Consider the following 18095-nt stretch of genomic DNA (forward strand, 5'->3'; position numbering starts at 1 on the left):
CCTCCTGTCAGCACTGAAACGGATAAACAGACCCTAAGTCTAGTATACGGGTGAGTTCATCGAGCGCTTCTCTTCCTTCGCGCAGTAATAGCGGGTCGGCTAAATCAGCCTGCGTCAGACGGTCACGATACCAGCGATCCACCCAGCTATTAAGCGTTGCAAACAGCGCGTCGTTCATCATTACCGCTGGATTAACCGCCTGCTGTTCGGCTTCGGTAAGCACCACGCGCAGACGCAGACAGGCCGGGCCGCCGCCGTTCGCCATGCTTTCACGTAGATCGAATACTTTCAGCTCGCTAATCGGGTTATCGGCTTCCAGCGTTTCATTAAGATAGCGCCACACGCCTGCATGCTGACGCGCCTCTTCCGGCAAAATAAGCATCATGCTGCCATCGTCACGGCTGAGTAACTGACTGTTAAACAGGTATGTCGAAACGGCATCGCCGACCGATACCCGGTTCGTCGGCACTTCAACCGCCATAAAACCCGGCACTTTCTCCCGCAGGGTTTGATAAAGCTCATGCTGATGCAAAAATGCCTGCTCGTGGCAGAACAATACCTGACGATTCGACACCGCTATAACATCGTTGTGGAAAACGCCCTGGTCGATAACTGCCGGATTCTGCTGCGCATAAACAATCCGCTCAGGATTAACCTGATTCAGCCGCGCCACGGCCTGGCTCGCCTCCAGCGTCTGACGAGCCGGATAGCGCGCCGGGATCGGTCCGGCCTTTGCCTCTTCGCGGCCATAAACGAAAAGCTGCACGGACGGACTATCATAAGCTCCGCCCAGGCGATTATGGTTTGCCGCTCCCTCATCGCCAAACATGGCAACCTGCGGCAGCGCGCCATGCACGGAAAAGCATTGTTCGTTACGGAAAATCGCATGCAGCAGGCTTTCCGTCGTTGGCGCTTCGCTTGCCCGGTGAAATTTGTTGTTCAGGTTTGCCACCGTCAGATGCACTTTGCCGTCCAGACTGTCCGCCGAGGGCGACACGGTGGCAGCATTTGCCACCCACATCGACGAGGCAGAGCTGGCCGCAGAAAGCAGCTGCGGCGCCTGCTTCGCCACGCGCGCAACAACCTGCGCATCGCTGCCGGTAAAACCAAGCTGGCGCAGCACCGGCACGTTTGGACGCTCCTGCGGCGCAATCACGCCCTGCGGGAATCCCGCATCCGCCAGCGCCTTCATCTTCAGCAGCCCTTGCTTTGCGGCCAGTTTCGGGTTGGAAACGCGATACTGGTGCTTAGCGGAAGCCTCGTTGCCGAACGACAGCCCGGCGTAATGGTGGGTTAGCCCCACCAGGCCATCAAAGTTGACTTCGCGGGCTTTCATGGCTGCTCCTCACGGCTAAAATCCAGCCCCGGACTCAGGGTTTCCGGCAGCGAGAAAGACGGGCTTTCCAGCGTCGCCATCGGCCAGGCGCAGTAATCTGCCGCATACCATGCGCTTGCGCGATGGTTACCCGATGCGCCCACGCCGCCAAACGGTGCGGTACTGGCGGCACCCGTCAGAGGTTTATTCCAGTTAACGATGCCCGCGCGCGCTTCCAGCAAAAGCCGCTCGAAATGCTCACGGTCAGGAGAAATCAGCCCGCTCGCCAGCCCGAAGCGCGTGTTATTCGCCATGCGGATAGCGTCGTCGAAACTGTCATAGCGCCACACCGCCAGCAGCGGGCCAAAGATTTCTTCATCCGGCACGTTTGCCACATCGGTCAGCTCAACGATGCCCGGCGTCAGCAAAGACGTGCCCTTCTCAACCAGTTCCGGCTCCAGTAGCGCTTTGCCGCCGCGAGCCAGATGCTCCTGCCAGGCGGTCAGCACGCGCTCTGCGGCCTGCACGGAAATCAGCCCGCCAATAAACGGCTGAGGAGTTGCATCCCAGGCGCCCGGCTTCAGGCGAGAAGCCACTTCCACCAGCCGCCTGAGGAACGCATCGCCCTGCTCGCCTTTTTTCACCAGCAGACGACGGGCGCAGGTACAACGCTGCCCGGCGGTGATAAACGCAGACTGGATAGCCAGATGCACCGCGCCGTCAATGTCCTGCGGATCTTCCACGATCAGTGGGTTATTGCCGCCCATTTCCAGCGCGAGGATTTTCTCCGGCTGCCCGGCCAACTGGCGATGCAGCTGGTAGCCAGTATTTGCGCTGCCGGTAAACAGCAGGCCGTCAAGATCGGTTTGTTGCGCCAGCGCCTGGCCGGTTTCGCGCCCGCCCTGCACCAGATTCAGCACGCCCTGCGGCACGCCCGCCTGTTCCCATAGCTTCATCACCTGTTCGCCAATGCGCGGCGTCAGTTCGCTGGGTTTGAAGATAATAGTGTTGCCCGCCAGCAGGGCGGGAACGATATGTCCGTTTGGCAAATGCCCCGGCAGGTTATAAGGTCCAAATACGGCCAGTACGCCGTGAGGACGATGGCGTAAAGTAGCCGCGCCGTCAGGCATCGCCGTATGCGTTTCGCCCGTCCGCGTGTGATATGCCTTTACTGAAATAGCGATTTTGTTAATCATCGCCCCGGCTTCCGTCGCCGCCTCCCAGCGCGGCTTGCCGGTTTCCTGGGCGATGGTGCTGGTGAGTTCATCCTTATTAGCTTCGAGCAAGCGAGCAAACTGTTCGACAATAGCCTGGCGCTCAGCAAAGGTTTTTTTCGCCCACGCCGGGAACGCCGCACGCGCAGCGGCGCAGGCTGCGGAAACCTGTTCGCCGCTTGCGGCCATCCCTTCCCAGAGCAGATCGCCATTCACCGGATTGTGTTTTTGCATCCGTTCGCCGCGACCGGCGATCCATGTTCCATTAATCCACTGGGTCATACTTTTTTCTCCTCCGGGCACAGGCGCACCAGACGTACTTTGTCACCGGCGCTGCATTTCAGGGCGTCCGCCGTGGCAGCATCAATAATCAGGCGATCGCCTTCTGGATTAGCTTTAACCAGCAGCGAACGGAAATTTTCATATTTTTCATTGGCCACCAGGCAAACCGGTAGCTCATCGATCGCGGGCTGACCGATGACCACTTCTGTCAGGCGGCTCTTGCGGATCGCACGAACCCTGTCGATATCGCATTCAAGCGTTGGGCCACCGTCGAAAATATCGACGTAATTACGGTAGCGAAACCCCTCCGCCTCCAGCACGGCGCGGGCAGGCGCGGTTTGCGGATGCACCTGGCCGATCACGGCCTGCGCTTCCGGCGACAGGAAATCGGTATAAATAGGATGTTTAGGCATCAGCTCGGCGATAAAAGCTTTCTGTCCGGTGCCGCACAGGTAATCCGCGCGGCTGAACTCCATCGAGAAGAAGCGGCTGCCGAGGCTTTCCCAGAAAGGCGAATGGCCGTGTTCATCGATCACCCCGCGCATTTCGGCCACCACCTTTTCATTAAAGCGTTCGCGGAAGGCCGCCATAAACATAAAGCGCGATTTTGAAAGCAGGTAACCGTTGCCCTCTTTACGCCAGTCGGCATCAAGGAACAGCGTGCAAAGCTCGCTGCTGCCCGTATGATCGTTGCTGAGGAACAGGGTCGGCAAGGCGTTATAGATGTTCAGCTCTTTGGAAGCGTGCACCAGCGTGCCAAAGCGGTAGTTATACCAGGGATCGTTCAGGCCAACGGCGACTTCAATGGCGCAGATACCCACCACTTTACCGCTGGTGGATTCTTCGAGCACGAAAACGTACCCCTGGTCGCCCTTCGGCAAGCCACCTTCCCAGGTTTTTATCGAGCGATCGATGCGTTCTGCCAGCGTCTTTTCGTCGGCAGGCAACGAGGTCAGCCCGCCGCCTGTTTTTTTCGCCATCGCCAGCAGCCCGGCTAAATCACCGCGCTCAACCGGACGGATCAGCATCATGATTTTTCTCCGGCAAGAAAGCGTTCACAGGCCAGCTCAAAGCGATCCAGTCCTTTTTGCACATCGGCCTCGCTGACAATCAGCGACGGCGCGAAGCGGACCACGCTGGCGCCGGCAATCAGGATCATTAACCCTTCCTGCGCGGCCGCCTGCAGAATAAGTTTAGCCTTCCCGGCGTACTCCTGTTGCAGCGCACAGCCGATTAACAGCCCCAGGCCGCGCACTTCGCTAAACAACTGGTGCTTCTGGTTGATTTTATTCAGACGCTCCACAAACCACTGGTGACGCTGTTTCACGCCGTTAAGCACGTCCGGCGTATTAATCAACTCCAGCACGCGGCCAGCAACGGCGCCAGCCAGCGGGTTGCCGCCGTAGGTTGTGCCGTGTGTCCCAACGACCATCACGCTGGAGAATTTGTCCGTCGTCAACATGGCGCCAATCGGGAAGCCGCCGCCCAGCGCTTTCGCCGTGGAGAGCACATCCGGCGTGATGCCATAATGCATATACGCATATAGCGAACCGGTGCGGCCAACGCCCGTTTGTACTTCGTCAAAGATCAGCACCGCGTTGTGGCGGTCACACAGTTCACGTAAACCCTGCAGGAAAGTTGGATCGGCAGGAACCACGCCGCCTTCGCCCTGCATCGGCTCGACGATCACCGCGCAGGTGTTTTCATTGATTAATTCGCTGGCGGATTGCAGATCGTTATAAATGGCATGGCTGATTTGCGGCGGCAGCGGCGCAAAATCCTGCGAGTAAGCTGGCTGCCCGCCCGCGGATACGGTAAACAGCGTGCGGCCATGAAACGCATTTTTGAAGGCGACAATGCCGCTTTTCTGCGGACCAAAATTATCGTGCGCATATTTTCGCGCCAGCTTCAGGGCCGCCTCGTTCGCTTCCGCGCCCGAGTTGCAAAAGAAAACTTTATCGGCAAAGGTGGCATCGATAAGCTGTTTTGCCAGCCGTAAAATCGGCTCGTTGGTGTAGCCGTTGCCGGTATGCCAGAACTTAGCCGCCTGCGTTTCCAGCGCGTTGCGCAAATCCGGATTCGCATGGCCCAGCGCGTTAACCGCAATCCCGCCCGCAAAATCGATGTAATCCTTACCCTGCTGATCCCACAAAGTGGAACCTTCGCCGCGTACCGGAATAAAAGCCGCAGGGGCATAAACGGGCATCATCCATTCGTCGAAGTTCTGGCGTGTAATTGACTGCTGCATAGCGACCTCTTCCGGTAAATAAAAAGTAATGTAATTGTTAAATAATTTAGTGTTTGCGCTGCTAAATGTAGATTGCAGCGTTCGTGCCAGCTAGCGATAAAAGTGCATAACGGAAAGGGTTAAATTAAAAATCAAGGAGTTGCGAGTCGATGATATGCAGAAAAAGTGAATAATCGGTGCATAGTTTTATGTATCGGGCGGGTTTGCGGCACGAAAATAAGAAATATTATGCAAGCGTAAAATATAATGCTGGATTTGTGATCGACGCCGGGATTTGTTTGCCGATTGCGCCCTGAAACGGGGCGGCATGAGTGATTATGGTGCAGATTTTGCTATCTGAGGCGGCAGACTATTAAACAAATAGAGTGGGTAAGCGTTAGCGTCATTCTTCATTTATGACTGATACAGAAGGTGGATAGCGCTTCGTTTAATCACTCTACGCTTAACGGTAATTCCCCCAACTGCATTCCCTCCGATTTTCTGCTACCATCCTGCCACCCTGACTTGTCACCACGGCAGCGATTCATGAAATTTGTCTCTTTTAATATCAACGGCCTGCGCGCTCGTCCGCACCAGCTTGAAGCCATTGTCGAACAACACCAGCCGGATGTTATCGGCCTGCAGGAAACCAAGGTGCATGACGATATGTTCCCGCTGGAGGATGTCGCAAAGCTTGGCTACAACGTTTTCTATCACGGGCAGAAAGGCCATTATGGCGTGGCGCTGCTGACCAAAGAGACGCCGGTTGCCGTGCGTCGTGGCTTCCCTGGCGACGGCGAAGAAGCCCAGCGCCGGATCATCATGGCGGAAATCCCTTCCCCGCTCGGCAACCTGACGGTAATTAACGGTTACTTCCCGCAGGGCGAAAGCCGCGATCATCCAACCAAATTTCCAGCAAAGGCGAAGTTTTATCAGGATTTGCAGGACTACCTCGATAATGCGCTGAATAAAGACAATCCGGTGTTGATTATGGGCGATGTGAACATCAGCCCGACAGATCTGGATATCGGCATCGGTGAAGATAGCCGCAAGCGCTGGCTGCGCACCGGCAAATGCTCCTTCCTGCCTGAAGAGCGCGAGTGGATGGGCCGTCTGATTAACTGGGGGCTGGTAGATACCTTCCGCCACGCCAACCCGGAAGCGCAGGACAAATTCTCGTGGTTCGACTACCGCTCCAGAGGTTTTGATGACAACCGCGGCCTGCGTATCGATCTGCTGCTGGCAAGCAAACCGCTGGCGGAACGCTGCATCGCAACGGGCATTGATTACGATATTCGCGGCATGGAAAAGCCATCCGATCACGCGCCGGTCTGGGCACAGTTTAAGCTTTAAAGCCGGCCTGCCTGTGTGAGCGAAACATAATGATAAACACCCTTGATGTCGTCGCGGCTATTATCGAGCGCGACGGAAAAATTCTGCTGGCGCAAAGGCCGGAAGACGGCGACCAGCCGGGGCTGTGGGAGTTTCCAGGCGGCAAGGTGGAGAGCGGAGAATCGCAACCGGCAGCGCTGATACGCGAGCTGCGGGAAGAATTAGGTATTGAAGCCGAGGTTGGCAACTATGTTGCCAGCCACAAGCGGGAGGTATCCGGCAGACTTATTCATCTTCATGCCTGGCACGTTCCGTCTTTTCGCGGTGAGCTGACGGCGTACTGCCACAGCGGACTGATATGGTGCTATCCCGCCGAAGCGCTGGCGTATGCCCTCGCTCCGGCGGATATTCCTCTGCTTGACGCGTTCAGGGTTTTACCCGACGCCACACCAGCGGATTAGTGCCCAGCGTTTTTTCATCGCGCTGACATTGTAAAAGTATGCCGCCGTCTGCCTTCACCACCGATCCTTCCGAGTAATTTTGATCCTGATAGATGCAGCACTGATTACAAGGTGCGGCCCGTTGCCCCTGCGTGCTGAACGCTTCCGGAGGTACAGAAACATCCACGTCAGGCTGGTGGCGTTGCGCCATCCCCGGTAGACTCATCAGCGTCACGGCGACGGCGAGCAGGCTTTTTCTTAGCATCTTTATTTCCCTCTTTTTTTGCCCACTGTTTACGGGACTTTTTATTGTCATCCGGTGCCTTAATTCCCTTGAAGGCATGACGAACCGGCGTGGTTCTCGCCTGGTGAATCAGCTCATGGAGCGTGGTGACCAGCGGCTGCATGAAATCCTGATACCGGCACTGCTTTTCGCTGATTTGCGTCAGCGTCGATTCCCAGTGCGCCGTCATGTCAGGCCTTGCGGCCAGCTCCGGCAGAGAGTGAATCAGCGCCCTTCCGGCATCCGTAGAAATAATATAGCGCCCTTTTTTTGTCAGGAAGCTGCGTTTGAACAGCAATTCGATGATCCCCGCACGCGTCGCTTCCGTGCCCAGCCCGTCCGTGGCGCGCAGGATCTTTTTCAGATCTTTATCCTGCACAAAGCGGGCGATGCCGGTCATCGCGGAAAGCAGCGTCGCATCGGTAAAATGGCGCGGCGGCTGGGTTTGCCGTTCCACCACTTCGCCTTTCTCGCACAATAGCTCATCGCCCTTCGCCACCACCGGCAGCGGCGTGCCGTCGTTCTCTTCATCGCGTTCTTTACTGCCAAGCAGCGTGCGCCAGCCGGCTTCGGCCAGGAAGCGCGCTTTGGCGTTAAATTTGCCGCCGGCAATATCCAGATCGATAGTGCATTTGCGGAATACCGCATCGGCACAGAACTGCATCAGATATTGCCGGGCGATAAGGTTGTAAACTTTCGCTTCGTTTTCTGAAAGCGAGACGGATGAGCTGCGAGCGGTCGGGATAATCGCGTGGTGGGCGTCCACTTTTTTGTCGTCCCAGCAGCGGTTGCGGATATCGGTGTTCACCGCTGGCTGCGGCAGTAAATTCGGCTGATGAACGCCGATGGCATTCAGTACCGCATGGCGCCCGGCGTAATGTTCTTCCGGTAAATAGCGGCTGTCGGAACGCGGATAGGTAATCAGCTTATGGGTTTCATAAAGCTTCTGACAGATATCCAGCACGTTCTGAGCGCTGAGACCGAAGCGTTTCGCCGCTTCAATCTGCAAACTGGATAGCGAGAACGGCAGCGGTGCGACCTCTGATTCCCGTTTATCGCTATAGGCCGTGACGACGGCAGGCTGCCCGGCAATCCGCTTCACCACGTGTTCGGCAAGCGGACGATGCAGCAGGCGCCCTTCTTCATCCTGATACGGCTCACAGGATTCGCTTGGTATCCAGGTGGCGACAAAACGCTCGTCTGCCGGAGTAACGATGTGCGCCTTTACTTCGAAAAAGTCTTTCGCCACGAAGTTTTCGATTTCTTCATCGCGACGCACCACCAGCCCCAGCACCGGCGTCTGCACGCGGCCAACGGACAGCACGCCCTGATAGCCCGCGTTGCGCCCAAGAATGGTGTAAGCGCGGGTCATGTTGATGCCGTACAGCCAGTCGGCGCGGGCACGCGCCAGGGCTGAAACGCAAAGCGGAATGAATTCGCTGTTGGCGCGCAGGCGTGAAATAGCGCGCTCCACCGCCTGCGGGTTAAGATCGTTGATCAGGCAACGCTGCACCTGCTGACGCTTTTCCGGGGCCAGCTGCAGGTAATCCAGCACTTCATCCACCAGCAGCTGCCCTTCGCGGTCCGGGTCACCTGCATGCACCACTTCGCTGGCCTGCGAGAGCAGCTTTTTGATGGCGTTAAGCTGTTTGGTGACGGAAGGACGCGGCTGTAACTGCCACTTTTCCGGCACGATAGGCAGGTCGGCAAGATTCCAGCGCGCGTAGCGTTCGTCATAGGCGTCCGGCTGCGCCTGCTCGAGCAGGTGGCCGATACACCAGGTCACAACCTGGCCGTTGCCGCATTCAATAAAGCCGTCTCCCCTGCGGTGAGGTTTAGGGAGCACATCGGCGATGGCGCGTGCGAGACTCGGCTTTTCCGCAATAAACAACCGCATGAGGTTAGCGAATCTCGATCATCGGTCGGCCTGCGCGGGCAGGTTTCAGCTCACCGATGGCGTTCAGTTTAATGCCGTTTTTTTCTGCAATGGCCGCCACGTCCTGTTCTGCATCGGCACGCACGGCCAGCAGCAGGCCGCCGGAGGTTTGCGGATCGCACAACAGATCGCGGTACGCATCGGACATTTCACCCATCAGATGCCCGTAGCTGGCGAAGTTGCGCCCTGTGCCGCCCGGCACGCAGCCTTTAGCGATGTACTCTTCTACATCCGGCAGTTTAGGAACTTTGTCGAACCATACTTCGGCCTGCACGCCCGCGCCCTGGCACATTTCGCTCAGGTGTCCCAACAGGCCAAAACCGGTGACGTCGGTCATCGCGGTTACGCCTTCAACCTCGGCAAATTCTGCACCCGGCTTGTTGAGCTGGCACATAACTTCTGCTGCCAGGCCAAAATGTTCAGGTTTCAGGAGGGATTTTTTCTCGGCCGTTGTCAGCACGCCAATGCCGAGGGGTTTGGTCAGGAAGAGTTTGCAGCCCGCCTGCGCCGAGCTGTTTTTCTTCACGCGCTCTGTCGGCACGATGCCGGTGACGGCAAGGCCAAAAATCGGTTCCGGTGCATCGATAGAATGGCCGCCGGCCAGGGAAATCCCTGCCTGCTGGCAGACAAAGCGCCCGCCTTCAATCACTTTACGGGCGAGTTCAGGCGCCAGCGTATTAATAGGCCAGCCGAGAATAGCGATCGCCATGATTGGTTTGCCGCCCATGGCATAGATATCGCTGATGGCGTTGGTCGCCGCAATGCGCCCGAAGTCGAACGGGTCGTCAACGATAGGCATGAAAAAGTCCGTGGTGCTGACAACACAGGTGCCGTTGCCCAGATCGTAAACCGCCGCGTCATCGCTGGTTTCGTTCCCTACCAGCAGGTTTGGGTCAGCAAACTTTGCCTGCTCCGAATGCAGAATAGTTTGCAGCACTTTCGGGGAAATTTTGCAGCCGCAGCCAGCGCCGTGGCTGTACTGTGTTAAACGAACGGTTTGCTCACTCATGGACAACTCCTGTCATTGGGCTTTCAGGGCTCTATGGTAGCGCTCAAATGGCAGGGTGGTAAGTCCGCGTGTCTGAATTGCGCGGCTTTCGCTCACAATCCAGACAGCTTTGCGGCGTTTGTTCAGAAATGACGCACAAATGGCGCGGTGTCAGGTACCGTTATGGTGGTGGAAGCTTTCAGTTGCGGGGTGCCCAGATAGAGGAAACCCACCACTTCATCCTGCTCGCGACACCGTAGCGCTTCGCGCACGGCTTCACTTTCGGTCCAGATACCGCTACGCCAGATGCCGTTAAACCCTTGCGCAACGGCCGCCATCTGCATAGCCATGACCGCACATCCCGCTGAAACTACCTGCTCCCAGACCGGAACTTTATGATCGTCATCGCAATACGCTACCACAGCGATAATCATTGGCGCGCGGAAAGGGGCGGTACGCGCCTTCTCAATACCCTTCTCGTCCAGCGCTTCAGCAACGGCTGCTTTTTCCAGCACCTTACTGAAGCGATCGCGCCCTTCACCTTCAATGACGATGAAGCGCCACGGCTGCAAAGCGCCATGATCCGGCGCACGCATGCCGGCGTGAAAAATATTTTCCAGCACCTCACCAGCCGGGGCTGGTTCAGCCAGACGTGAAGCGCTGCGGCGATTAAGCAGTAGTTCGAGTGCATCCATATTATTAATTCCTGTAATGATTTTTATTCACAAAATTAGCACAGCATGAGGTTTTGTTACAGCACAGGGCCGATTTCCTGCTGACTTTTGCCCTGGGGCTATTTAGGATAGCGTTCACTTTCGCTGCGGTTTCGTGTGGCGGCTTGCAATTATGACGGTTACGGAGAAGAGATGCGTACCATTGGGCGATTTATTGCCGGTTTTTTTAAGTGGACCTGGCGTGGGCTTAATTTTATTCGAGAATTCATTCTCAACCTGTTCCTGATCCTGCTGATTCTGGTAGGTGTAGGAATCTGGCTGCAGGTCAGCAGCACCTCTTCTGAGCCTGCCAGGGGCGCGCTGCTGCTCGATATCACCGGCGTCGTCGTGGATAAGCCGTCGGTGAGTAACAAGCTTGGGGTTATTGGCCGTCAGCTTTTGGGTGCCAGTTCCGACCGCCTGCAGGAAAACTCCCTCTTTGATGTCGTCAATGCGATTCGCCAGGCGAAAGATGACCGCAACATCACCGGCATTGTGCTGGATCTGAAAGATTTCGCCGGGGCCGATCAGCCTTCCATGCAGTATATCGGCAAAGCGCTACGTGAATTCCGCGACAGCGGCAAGCCGGTTTACGCCACGGGCGACAGCTATAATCAGGGGCAGTATTACCTTGCAAGCTTCGCCAATAAAATCTGGCTTTCCCCGCAGGGGATGGTGGATCTGCACGGTTTCGCCACTAACTCGCTCTACTACAAATCCCTGCTCGATAAGCTGAAGGTTTCCACCCATATCTTCCGCGTCGGCACCTATAAATCCGCCGTTGAGCCGTTCATTCGCGATGATATGTCACCTGCCGCGCGTGAAGCGGACAGCCGCTGGATTGGCGAGCTGTGGCAGAACTATACCGGCACTATTGCCGCGAACCGTGAAATTACCTCGCAGCAGGTCTTCCCGGGCGCGCAGGCGTTGCTTGATAGCCTGCAAAAATTAGGTGGTGACACCGCGCAGTACGCGCTGGACAACAAGCTGGTTGATGAACTGGCCACCAGCGCCACGGTCAATAAAGCGCTCATCAAACAGTTTGGCTGGAACAAAGAGAATAAAGATTTCAGCTACACCAGCATGTACGACTATCAGCTAAAAAAAGCGCCTGAAAAAGGCGGCGCTATTGCGGTGATCTTCGCAAACGGCGCCATCATGGACGGGGAAGAAACGCCTGGACAGGTGGGCGGCGATACTACCGCCATGCAAATCCGTGAGGCGCGACTGGACCCGAAAGTGAAAGCCATCGTCCTGCGGGTGAACAGCCCAGGCGGCAGCGTAACGGCTTCTGAAACTATTCGCGAGGAACTGGTAGCCGCGAAAGCGGCGGGCAAACCAATCGTCGTTTCAATGGGCGGTATGGCGGCATCCGGCGGTTACTGGATTTCCACGCCGGCAAATTATATCGTCGCCAACCCGAGCACGCTTACGGGCTCAATCGGCATCTTCGGCGTTATCAATACCGTTGAGAACTCGCTGGATTATCTGGGCGTACATACCGATGGCGTCGCTACTTCGCCTCTGGCGGACGTTGCCGTAACGAAATCGCTGCCGCCGGAAGTGCAGCAGATGATGCAGTTAACCATCGAAAACGGCTATAAGCGCTTTATCACGCTGGTTGCCCAGTCCCGTAAAAAGACGCCAGAGCAAATTGACAGGATTGCGCAGGGCCATGTCTGGACGGGTCAGGATGCAAAAGCCAACGGTCTGGTGGATAGCCTGGGTGATTTCGACGATGCGGTAGCCAAAGCTGCCGAGCTTGCGAAGCTTTCAAGCTGGCATCTTAATTTCTGGCAGGATGAACCCGGCTTTATCGACATGGTGTTTAACAGCATGAGCGGCTCCGTGCGCGCCATGCTGCCAGAGGCCCTACAGGCTTATCTGCCCGCGCCTCTGGCCGATGCCGCGCTGGCGGTGAAAGCGCAGAATGATAAATTCGGCACGATGAACGATCCGCAAAATCGTTACGCCTTCTGCCTGACGTGCGGCGATGTGCGATAATTCATAATCTCTTATGGCGGGTGGCGCATTGCCTACCCGCCCTCTCTTTGCGCACCAATGCGAATCCATTTCATGCAAAAGAAATCCATCTACGTTGCCTACACCGGCGGCACCATCGGCATGCAGCGTTCTGAGCAGGGTTACATTCCCGTTTCTGGACATCTGCAACGCCAGCTGGCATTGATGCCTGAATTCCATCGCCAGGAAATGCCGGACTTTACCATCCACGAATATCAGCCGCTGATGGACTCGTCGGATATGACGCCGGAAGACTGGCAGCATATCGCCGATGACATCAGGGCGCATTACGATGAATACGACGGCTTCGTCATTCTGCACGGCACGGATACCATGGCTTTCACCGCCTCGGCGCTGTCGTTTATGCTGGAAAACCTCAGCAAACCGGTGATTGTAACTGGCTCGCAAATCCCGCTTGCCGAACTGCGTTCCGACGGGCAAATCAACCTGCTGAATTCGCTGTATGTGGCGGCAAATTTTCCCGTCAACGAAGTTACCTTGTTCTTCAATAATCGGCTGTATCGCGGCAACCGCACCACCAAAGCTCATGCCGATGGTTTTGATGCTTTCGCCTCGCCTAATCTGCCTGCGCTGCTCGAAGCGGGCATTCATATTCGTCGCCTGAACACGCCTGCCGCCCCGCAAGGTGAAGGAGAACTTATCGTTCACCCGATTACGCCGCAGCCGATTGGCGTGGTGACAATTTATCCGGGCATTTCTGCTAACGTTATTGGTAACTTCCTGCGTCAGCCGGTCAAGGCGCTGATCCTTCGTTCGTATGGCGTGGGTAACGCGCCGCAGCATGGCGCATTCCTTCAGGAGCTGCAGGAAGCCTGCTCGCGCGGCATTGTGGTGGTGAACCTCACCCAGTGTATGTCCGGGAAAGTGAATATGGGCGGCTACGCTACGGGTAATGCGCTTGCGCAGGCGGGCGTTATCAGCGGCTATGATATGACTGTTGAAGCGACGCTGACTAAACTGCACTATCTGCTAAGTCAGGGTCTGGATGCGCAGGCCATTCGCGATGCGATGTCGCGAAATCTGCGTGGGGAATTAACACCTGATGAGTAAGGAGAGTCGATGACCAAGCGTGCATTATTACTGGTCGATTTGCAGAACGATTTCTGTGCTGGCGGCGCGCTGGCCGTGACGGAAGGTGACAGCACAATTGATGTGGCAAACGAGCTGATTAACCGCTGTAAAGCGCGTGACGACGCGATCGTTGCCTCTCAGGACTGGCATCCCGCTAATCATGGCAGCTTTGCCAGCGTGCAGGTTACCGAGCCTTATACCCAGGGCGAGCTTGATGGTTTACCGCAAACCTGGTGGCCCGTTCATTGCGTGCAAAATACCGAAGGGGCCGCCTTTCATCCTTTGCTCAATGCTAAAGCTATCGACGCCGTGTTCCATAAAGGCGAAAACCCCGCTATCGATAGCTACAGCGCATTTTTTGATAACGGTCATCGCCAGAAAACCGGGCTGGACACATGGCTGCGCGAATGCGGCATAACAGAATTGATCGTGCTGGGACTCGCCACCGATTATTGCGTGAGATTTACCGTGCTGGACGCGTTGAAGCTGGGCTACGCCGTCACGGTTATTACCGACGGCTGCCGTGGGGTTAATATCCATCCGCAGGACAGCCTGATGGCTTTCCAGGACATGTCAGCAGCAGGTGCCGTGCTGATGACGCTTGCCGATTTCTCCTGCCGGTAACGATCGGGGCGCCCGCGCCCTGCTTCTTTTTCGACCCTGCTCTCATTTTGAAGGTTATTTGCTCGCCCTTTTTTGAGAGCGCTCTCATAATCTTCCTGCTTATTTATTCAGCGTTTAGCTGATTTTTACCTCTTCAGAGGTTTTTCAATATTGTCCGTCAAAGAGGAATTGCTATGAAGTGTACGCGCAACTTGCTGCCGTTGCTGGCAGCGCTCCCACTCGCTTTTGCCGGTGTCGCCCATGCAAAAAATTATCTTTCAGTCGGTTATTTTAACGGTGGCGGCGATATAACGGCCGGGCCGGGAGGCGACGTTAACAAGCTTGATGTCCGGCAGATTACCCACCTTAACTATTCGTTTGGCCTTATCTACAACGATGAAAAAGGTGAAACTAACACGGCGTTAAAAGACCCCGCTAAGCTGCATCAAATCTGGCTTTCGCCAAAAGTAACGGCCGATCTGGAAAAAATTTCTGCCCTGCGCAAACAGAATCCCCGGCTGAAAGTGCTGCTTTCCGTGGGCGGCTGGGGCGCACGTGGTTTCTCCGGGGCGGCGGCAAGCCCGGAAAACAGAGCCATTTTTATCCGGTCGGCGCAGGAGGTTATCAAGCGCTATGGCCTGGACGGCATCGATCTGGACTGGGAATACCCGATTAACGGCGCGTGGGGTCTGGTGGATGCAACTGAAGCTGACCGCGATAACTTCACCGCCCTGCTTAACGAACTACGGCAGGCGCTGGGTAAAGAGAAATTGCTGACCATTGCCGTGGGCGCCAATGTGAAAAGCCCAACAGAATGGGTGGACGTAAAAGCCATCGCCCCGGCGCTGGATTACATCAATCTGATGACCTACGACATGGCTTACGGTACGCAATATTTCAACGCCAATCTGTATGATTCGAAAGCCTGGCCGACGGTTGCCAGCGCAGATAAGTACAGCGCGAATTTTGTGGTGAACAACTACATAGCAGCGGGACTGAAGCCTGCGCAGCTGAACCTCGGTATCGGCTTCTATGGCCGCGTGCCTAAGCGCGCGACCGAACCCGGCATCGACTGGGATAAACCAGACGCGGCAAAAAATCCGGTAACGCAGCCTTATTTTGGCGCACCGGAGAAAGCGATCTTCGCTTCGTACGGGTTAGATCTGACCAAAGACAGCTATTTCAAATACAACGCTATCGTCAGCAAGCTGCTTAACGATCCGCAGAAACGTTTTACAGCACGCTGGGATGACGATGCGAAGGTGCCGTATCTGACCATGAAGACTTCAGAGGGCAAAGATGTCTTTGCTATCTCTTATGAAAATCCAAAGTCCGTGGCGATTAAAGCGGAATATATCAAGCGCAAGGGCCTGGGCGGCGCGATGTTCTGGGAGTATGGCGCCGACGATAAAAACCAGCTAGCGAAGCAGCTTGCCCGGACGCTGGGGATTCAGAGCGGACATTAACAGTTTGCCTCCCTCTCCTTGCCGGGAGAGGGAGCAGCGCTACAGCTTCACCGTCACAATCGGCGCAGGCTCAATGCCGAACTCTGCTTTTAACTGCTGCTTACTCTTCATTACGATGTTGCCGTCGGTGCCGATGGACATATGCTGTGCATCGACGTTATGCCGCGTTTGCCACATCATCACCAGTTGCAGACTGTTTTCTTTCTGGTCTGGCGTTAATGCCACGCCGTCCGGCCATTTACCTAACTCAACCGCGGTCACCAGACGCTGATAAATTTCCGGCGTCATCGCGGCTAACATATCATCCAGATTCATCATGCGGGTTGCTTCCTGTGGAATAATTGGCTGAATCGATTTTTCACCCTTTCGTTTGCTCGCCGTCTTTTTCATCGGTGAAGCTTAACGATGCGGAATTCACGCAGTAGCGTTCGCCTGTAGGCTGCGGCCCGTCAGGGAAAACGTGGCCAAGGTGCGCTTCGCAGTTGCCGCAGCGGATCTCGACCCGCTCCATCCCGTGTGAAAAATCCTTTATATAACGGATGGCCGTCTCGCTTACCGGCTCGTAAAAGCTCGGCCAGCCGCAGCCGGAGTCATACTTGGATTCAGACATAAACAACGGTGCATCGCAGACCAGGCAGTGATAGACACCGTCACGTTTGTTATGCAGCAGACGCCCCGAAAACGGCGGCTCTGTGCCGTGTTGTTGGGTGACATAAAACTGCATCTCGTTAAGGTTTTTTTTCGCGAAATCAGGGGGGGTTTGGTTAGCCATATGCGTGCGTCTCGGGCAATAATTGCAGTGACTGATAACAGCATGATTCTAACAAAAAATTAACAACGCCGCGCAGCTTTTTGTTCTAAACTTAGGCCTGAATTTCTGGCGCAGCACTAATTGTGATATGCATCACATTTTTGTTGGATGTGCCCTTTAAAATTCCCGGATTCGCCCTCATATGGTCGACAGCCAAGAGGGAAACGTGAAGCGGTTTGATCGTACGATTGGTGTCCACAGGATTGATTTGTCGCAATGATTGACACGATTCCGCTTGACGCTGCGTAAGGTTTTTGTAATTTTACAGGCAACCTTTTATTCACTAACAAATAGCTGGTGGAATATATGACTATCAAAGTAGGTATCAACGGTTTTGGCCGTATCGGCCGTATTGTTTTCCGTGCTGCTCAGGAACGTTCTGACATCGAAATCGTTGGTATCAACGATCTGTTAGACGCTGAATACATGGCGTACATGCTGAAGTATGACTCCACTCACGGCCGTTTCAACGGTACCGTAGAAGTGAAAGACGGCCACCTGGTTGTCAACGGCAAAACCATCCGTGTTACCGCTGAAAAAGATCCGGCTAACCTGAAGTGGAACGAAATCGGCGTTGACGTTGTTGCTGAAGCTACCGGTATCTTCCTGACCGACGAAACCGCTCGTAAGCACATCTCTGCCGGCGCGAAAAAAGTCGTTCTGACTGGTCCTTCCAAAGACAACACCCCAATGTTCGTTCGTGGTGCAAACTTTGAAAAATACGCGGGTCAGGATATCGTTTCTAACGCATCCTGCACCACCAACTGCCTGGCGCCGCTGGCTAAAGTTATCAACGACAACTTCGGTATCGTTGAAGGCCTGATGACCACCGTTCACGCTACCACCGCTACGCAGAAAACCGTTGATGGCCCGTCTCATAAAGACTGGCGCGGCGGCCGTGGCGCGGCACAGAACATCATCCCTTCTTCTACCGGTGCTGCTAAAGCAGTAGGTAAAGTTCTGCCAGAGCTGAACGGCAAACTGACCGGTATGGCGTTCCGCGTGCCTACGCCTAACGTATCCGTTGTTGACCTGACCGTGCGTCTGGAAAAAGCAGCGTCCTACGAAGAAATCAAGAAAGCCATCAAAGCCGCTTCTGAAGGCGAAATGAAAGGCGTTCTGGGTTACACCGAAGACGACGTTGTTTCTACCGATTTCAACGGCGAAGTTTGCACTTCCGTGTTCGATGCCAAAGCGGGTATCGCACTGAACGACAACTTTGTGAAACTGGTTTCCTGGTACGACAACGAAACTGGCTACTCCAATAAAGTACTGGATCTGATCGCTCACATCTCCAAATAAGCTGCGATGAGTAATTAATCCCAGAAGGGCGACAATGGTCGCCCTTTTTTTTCGCTTTCGATATATAGG

General features: G+C 55.4%; 17 protein-coding genes. 7 read left to right on the forward strand and 10 right to left on the reverse strand.

Going from position 1 to position 18095, the window contains the following annotated elements:
- Positions 1–7 precede the first annotated feature (7 nt).
- Genes astB through E2L00_RS16995 form a run of 4 tightly spaced genes read right to left on the reverse strand, consistent with a single transcriptional unit; the run spans position 8 to position 5059 of the window.
- Positions 8–1336 carry an N-succinylarginine dihydrolase gene (gene astB / locus E2L00_RS16980; RefSeq protein ID WP_167613740.1) on the reverse strand — a complete coding sequence of 443 codons (1329 nt, stop codon included), beginning with the start codon at positions 1334–1336 and terminating at the stop codon, positions 8–10.
- A complete protein-coding gene (astD, locus tag E2L00_RS16985) occupies positions 1333–2811 on the reverse strand; it encodes a succinylglutamate-semialdehyde dehydrogenase (protein ID WP_167613742.1) in 1479 nt (492 codons plus the stop codon). The genes astB and astD overlap by 4 nt, the downstream gene beginning before the upstream one ends.
- The gene (gene astA / locus E2L00_RS16990) at positions 2808–3842 is read right to left on the reverse strand and encodes an arginine N-succinyltransferase (protein ID WP_167613744.1); all 1035 of its coding nucleotides are present in this window, start codon (positions 3840–3842) and stop codon (positions 2808–2810) included. The genes astD and astA overlap by 4 nt, the downstream gene beginning before the upstream one ends.
- Positions 3839–5059 (reverse strand): aspartate aminotransferase family protein, encoded by a 1221-nt coding sequence (locus E2L00_RS16995; RefSeq protein ID WP_167613746.1) that lies wholly within the window; start codon positions 5057–5059, stop codon positions 3839–3841. Before E2L00_RS16995 ends, astA begins: the two co-directional genes overlap by 4 nt.
- Before the next feature lie 525 nt (positions 5060–5584).
- On the opposite strand from E2L00_RS16995, the gene xthA reads away from it, so the two are divergent.
- Positions 5585–6391 carry an exodeoxyribonuclease III gene (gene xthA, locus E2L00_RS17000; protein ID WP_167613748.1) on the forward strand — a complete coding sequence of 269 codons (807 nt, stop codon included), beginning with the start codon at positions 5585–5587 and terminating at the stop codon, positions 6389–6391.
- A 29-nt stretch (positions 6392–6420) separates the two neighbouring features.
- Positions 6421–6831, forward strand: a complete 411-nt coding sequence (locus E2L00_RS17005) for a pyrimidine (deoxy)nucleoside triphosphate diphosphatase (protein WP_201279474.1) — start codon at positions 6421–6423, stop codon at positions 6829–6831.
- Here the strand turns inward: E2L00_RS17005 and E2L00_RS17010 are convergent.
- From E2L00_RS17010 to E2L00_RS17025, 4 genes are all read right to left on the reverse strand, one after another.
- On the reverse strand, positions 6797–7036 hold the full coding sequence (locus tag E2L00_RS17010; protein ID WP_167614078.1) for a DUF1496 domain-containing protein: 240 nt from the start codon (positions 7034–7036) through the stop codon (positions 6797–6799). The two genes, E2L00_RS17005 and E2L00_RS17010, sit on opposite strands and share 35 nt — an antisense overlap.
- Positions 6999–8990, reverse strand: coding sequence for a DNA topoisomerase III (locus tag E2L00_RS17015; RefSeq protein WP_167613750.1), 1992 nt, complete (start codon positions 8988–8990; stop codon positions 6999–7001). Before E2L00_RS17015 ends, E2L00_RS17010 begins: the two co-directional genes overlap by 38 nt.
- A gap of 4 nt (positions 8991–8994) precedes the next feature.
- Positions 8995–10038: a selenide, water dikinase SelD gene (gene selD, locus E2L00_RS17020; RefSeq protein WP_167613752.1), complete on the reverse strand. Its 1044-nt coding sequence runs from the start codon at positions 10036–10038 to the stop codon at positions 8995–8997.
- Positions 10039–10160: 122 nt separating this feature from the next.
- On the reverse strand, positions 10161–10712 hold the full coding sequence (locus E2L00_RS17025; RefSeq protein WP_167613754.1) for an NAD(P)H nitroreductase: 552 nt from the start codon (positions 10710–10712) through the stop codon (positions 10161–10163).
- 171 nt (positions 10713–10883) lie between these two features.
- Between E2L00_RS17025 and sppA the strand changes: the two genes are divergently transcribed.
- The 4 genes from sppA to chiD all read left to right on the forward strand — a co-directional run bounded on the left by sppA (position 10884) and on the right by chiD (position 15913).
- Positions 10884–12734: a signal peptide peptidase SppA gene (gene sppA / locus E2L00_RS17030; protein ID WP_167613756.1), complete on the forward strand. Its 1851-nt coding sequence runs from the start codon at positions 10884–10886 to the stop codon at positions 12732–12734.
- 72 nt (positions 12735–12806) lie between these two features.
- Positions 12807–13823 (forward strand): asparaginase, encoded by a 1017-nt coding sequence (gene ansA, locus E2L00_RS17035; protein WP_167613758.1) that lies wholly within the window; start codon positions 12807–12809, stop codon positions 13821–13823.
- 9 nt (positions 13824–13832) lie between these two features.
- On the forward strand, positions 13833–14468 hold the full coding sequence (gene pncA, locus E2L00_RS17040) for a bifunctional nicotinamidase/pyrazinamidase (protein WP_167613760.1): 636 nt from the start codon (positions 13833–13835) through the stop codon (positions 14466–14468).
- A gap of 173 nt (positions 14469–14641) precedes the next feature.
- Positions 14642–15913: a chitinase ChiD gene (chiD, locus tag E2L00_RS17045; protein ID WP_167613762.1), complete on the forward strand. Its 1272-nt coding sequence runs from the start codon at positions 14642–14644 to the stop codon at positions 15911–15913.
- Between the two features lie 39 nt (positions 15914–15952).
- Here the strand turns inward: chiD and E2L00_RS17050 are convergent, their stop codons facing one another.
- Both E2L00_RS17050 and msrB read right to left on the reverse strand, forming a co-directional pair.
- On the reverse strand, positions 15953–16228 hold the full coding sequence (locus E2L00_RS17050; RefSeq protein WP_201279481.1) for a YeaC family protein: 276 nt from the start codon (positions 16226–16228) through the stop codon (positions 15953–15955).
- Between the two features lie 43 nt (positions 16229–16271).
- Positions 16272–16685 (reverse strand): peptide-methionine (R)-S-oxide reductase MsrB, encoded by a 414-nt coding sequence (msrB, locus tag E2L00_RS17055; protein WP_167613766.1) that lies wholly within the window; start codon positions 16683–16685, stop codon positions 16272–16274.
- Between the two features lie 345 nt (positions 16686–17030).
- Between msrB and gapA the strand changes: the two genes are divergently transcribed.
- Entirely contained in the window at positions 17031–18026 is a 996-nt protein-coding gene (gapA, locus tag E2L00_RS17060) for a glyceraldehyde-3-phosphate dehydrogenase (protein ID WP_167613768.1), read from the forward strand.
- Positions 18027–18095: the final 69 nt, after the last annotated feature.

It is taken from the genome of Cedecea colo (assembly GCF_011808225.1).
Classification (GTDB): domain Bacteria; phylum Pseudomonadota; class Gammaproteobacteria; order Enterobacterales; family Enterobacteriaceae; genus Dryocola; species Dryocola colo.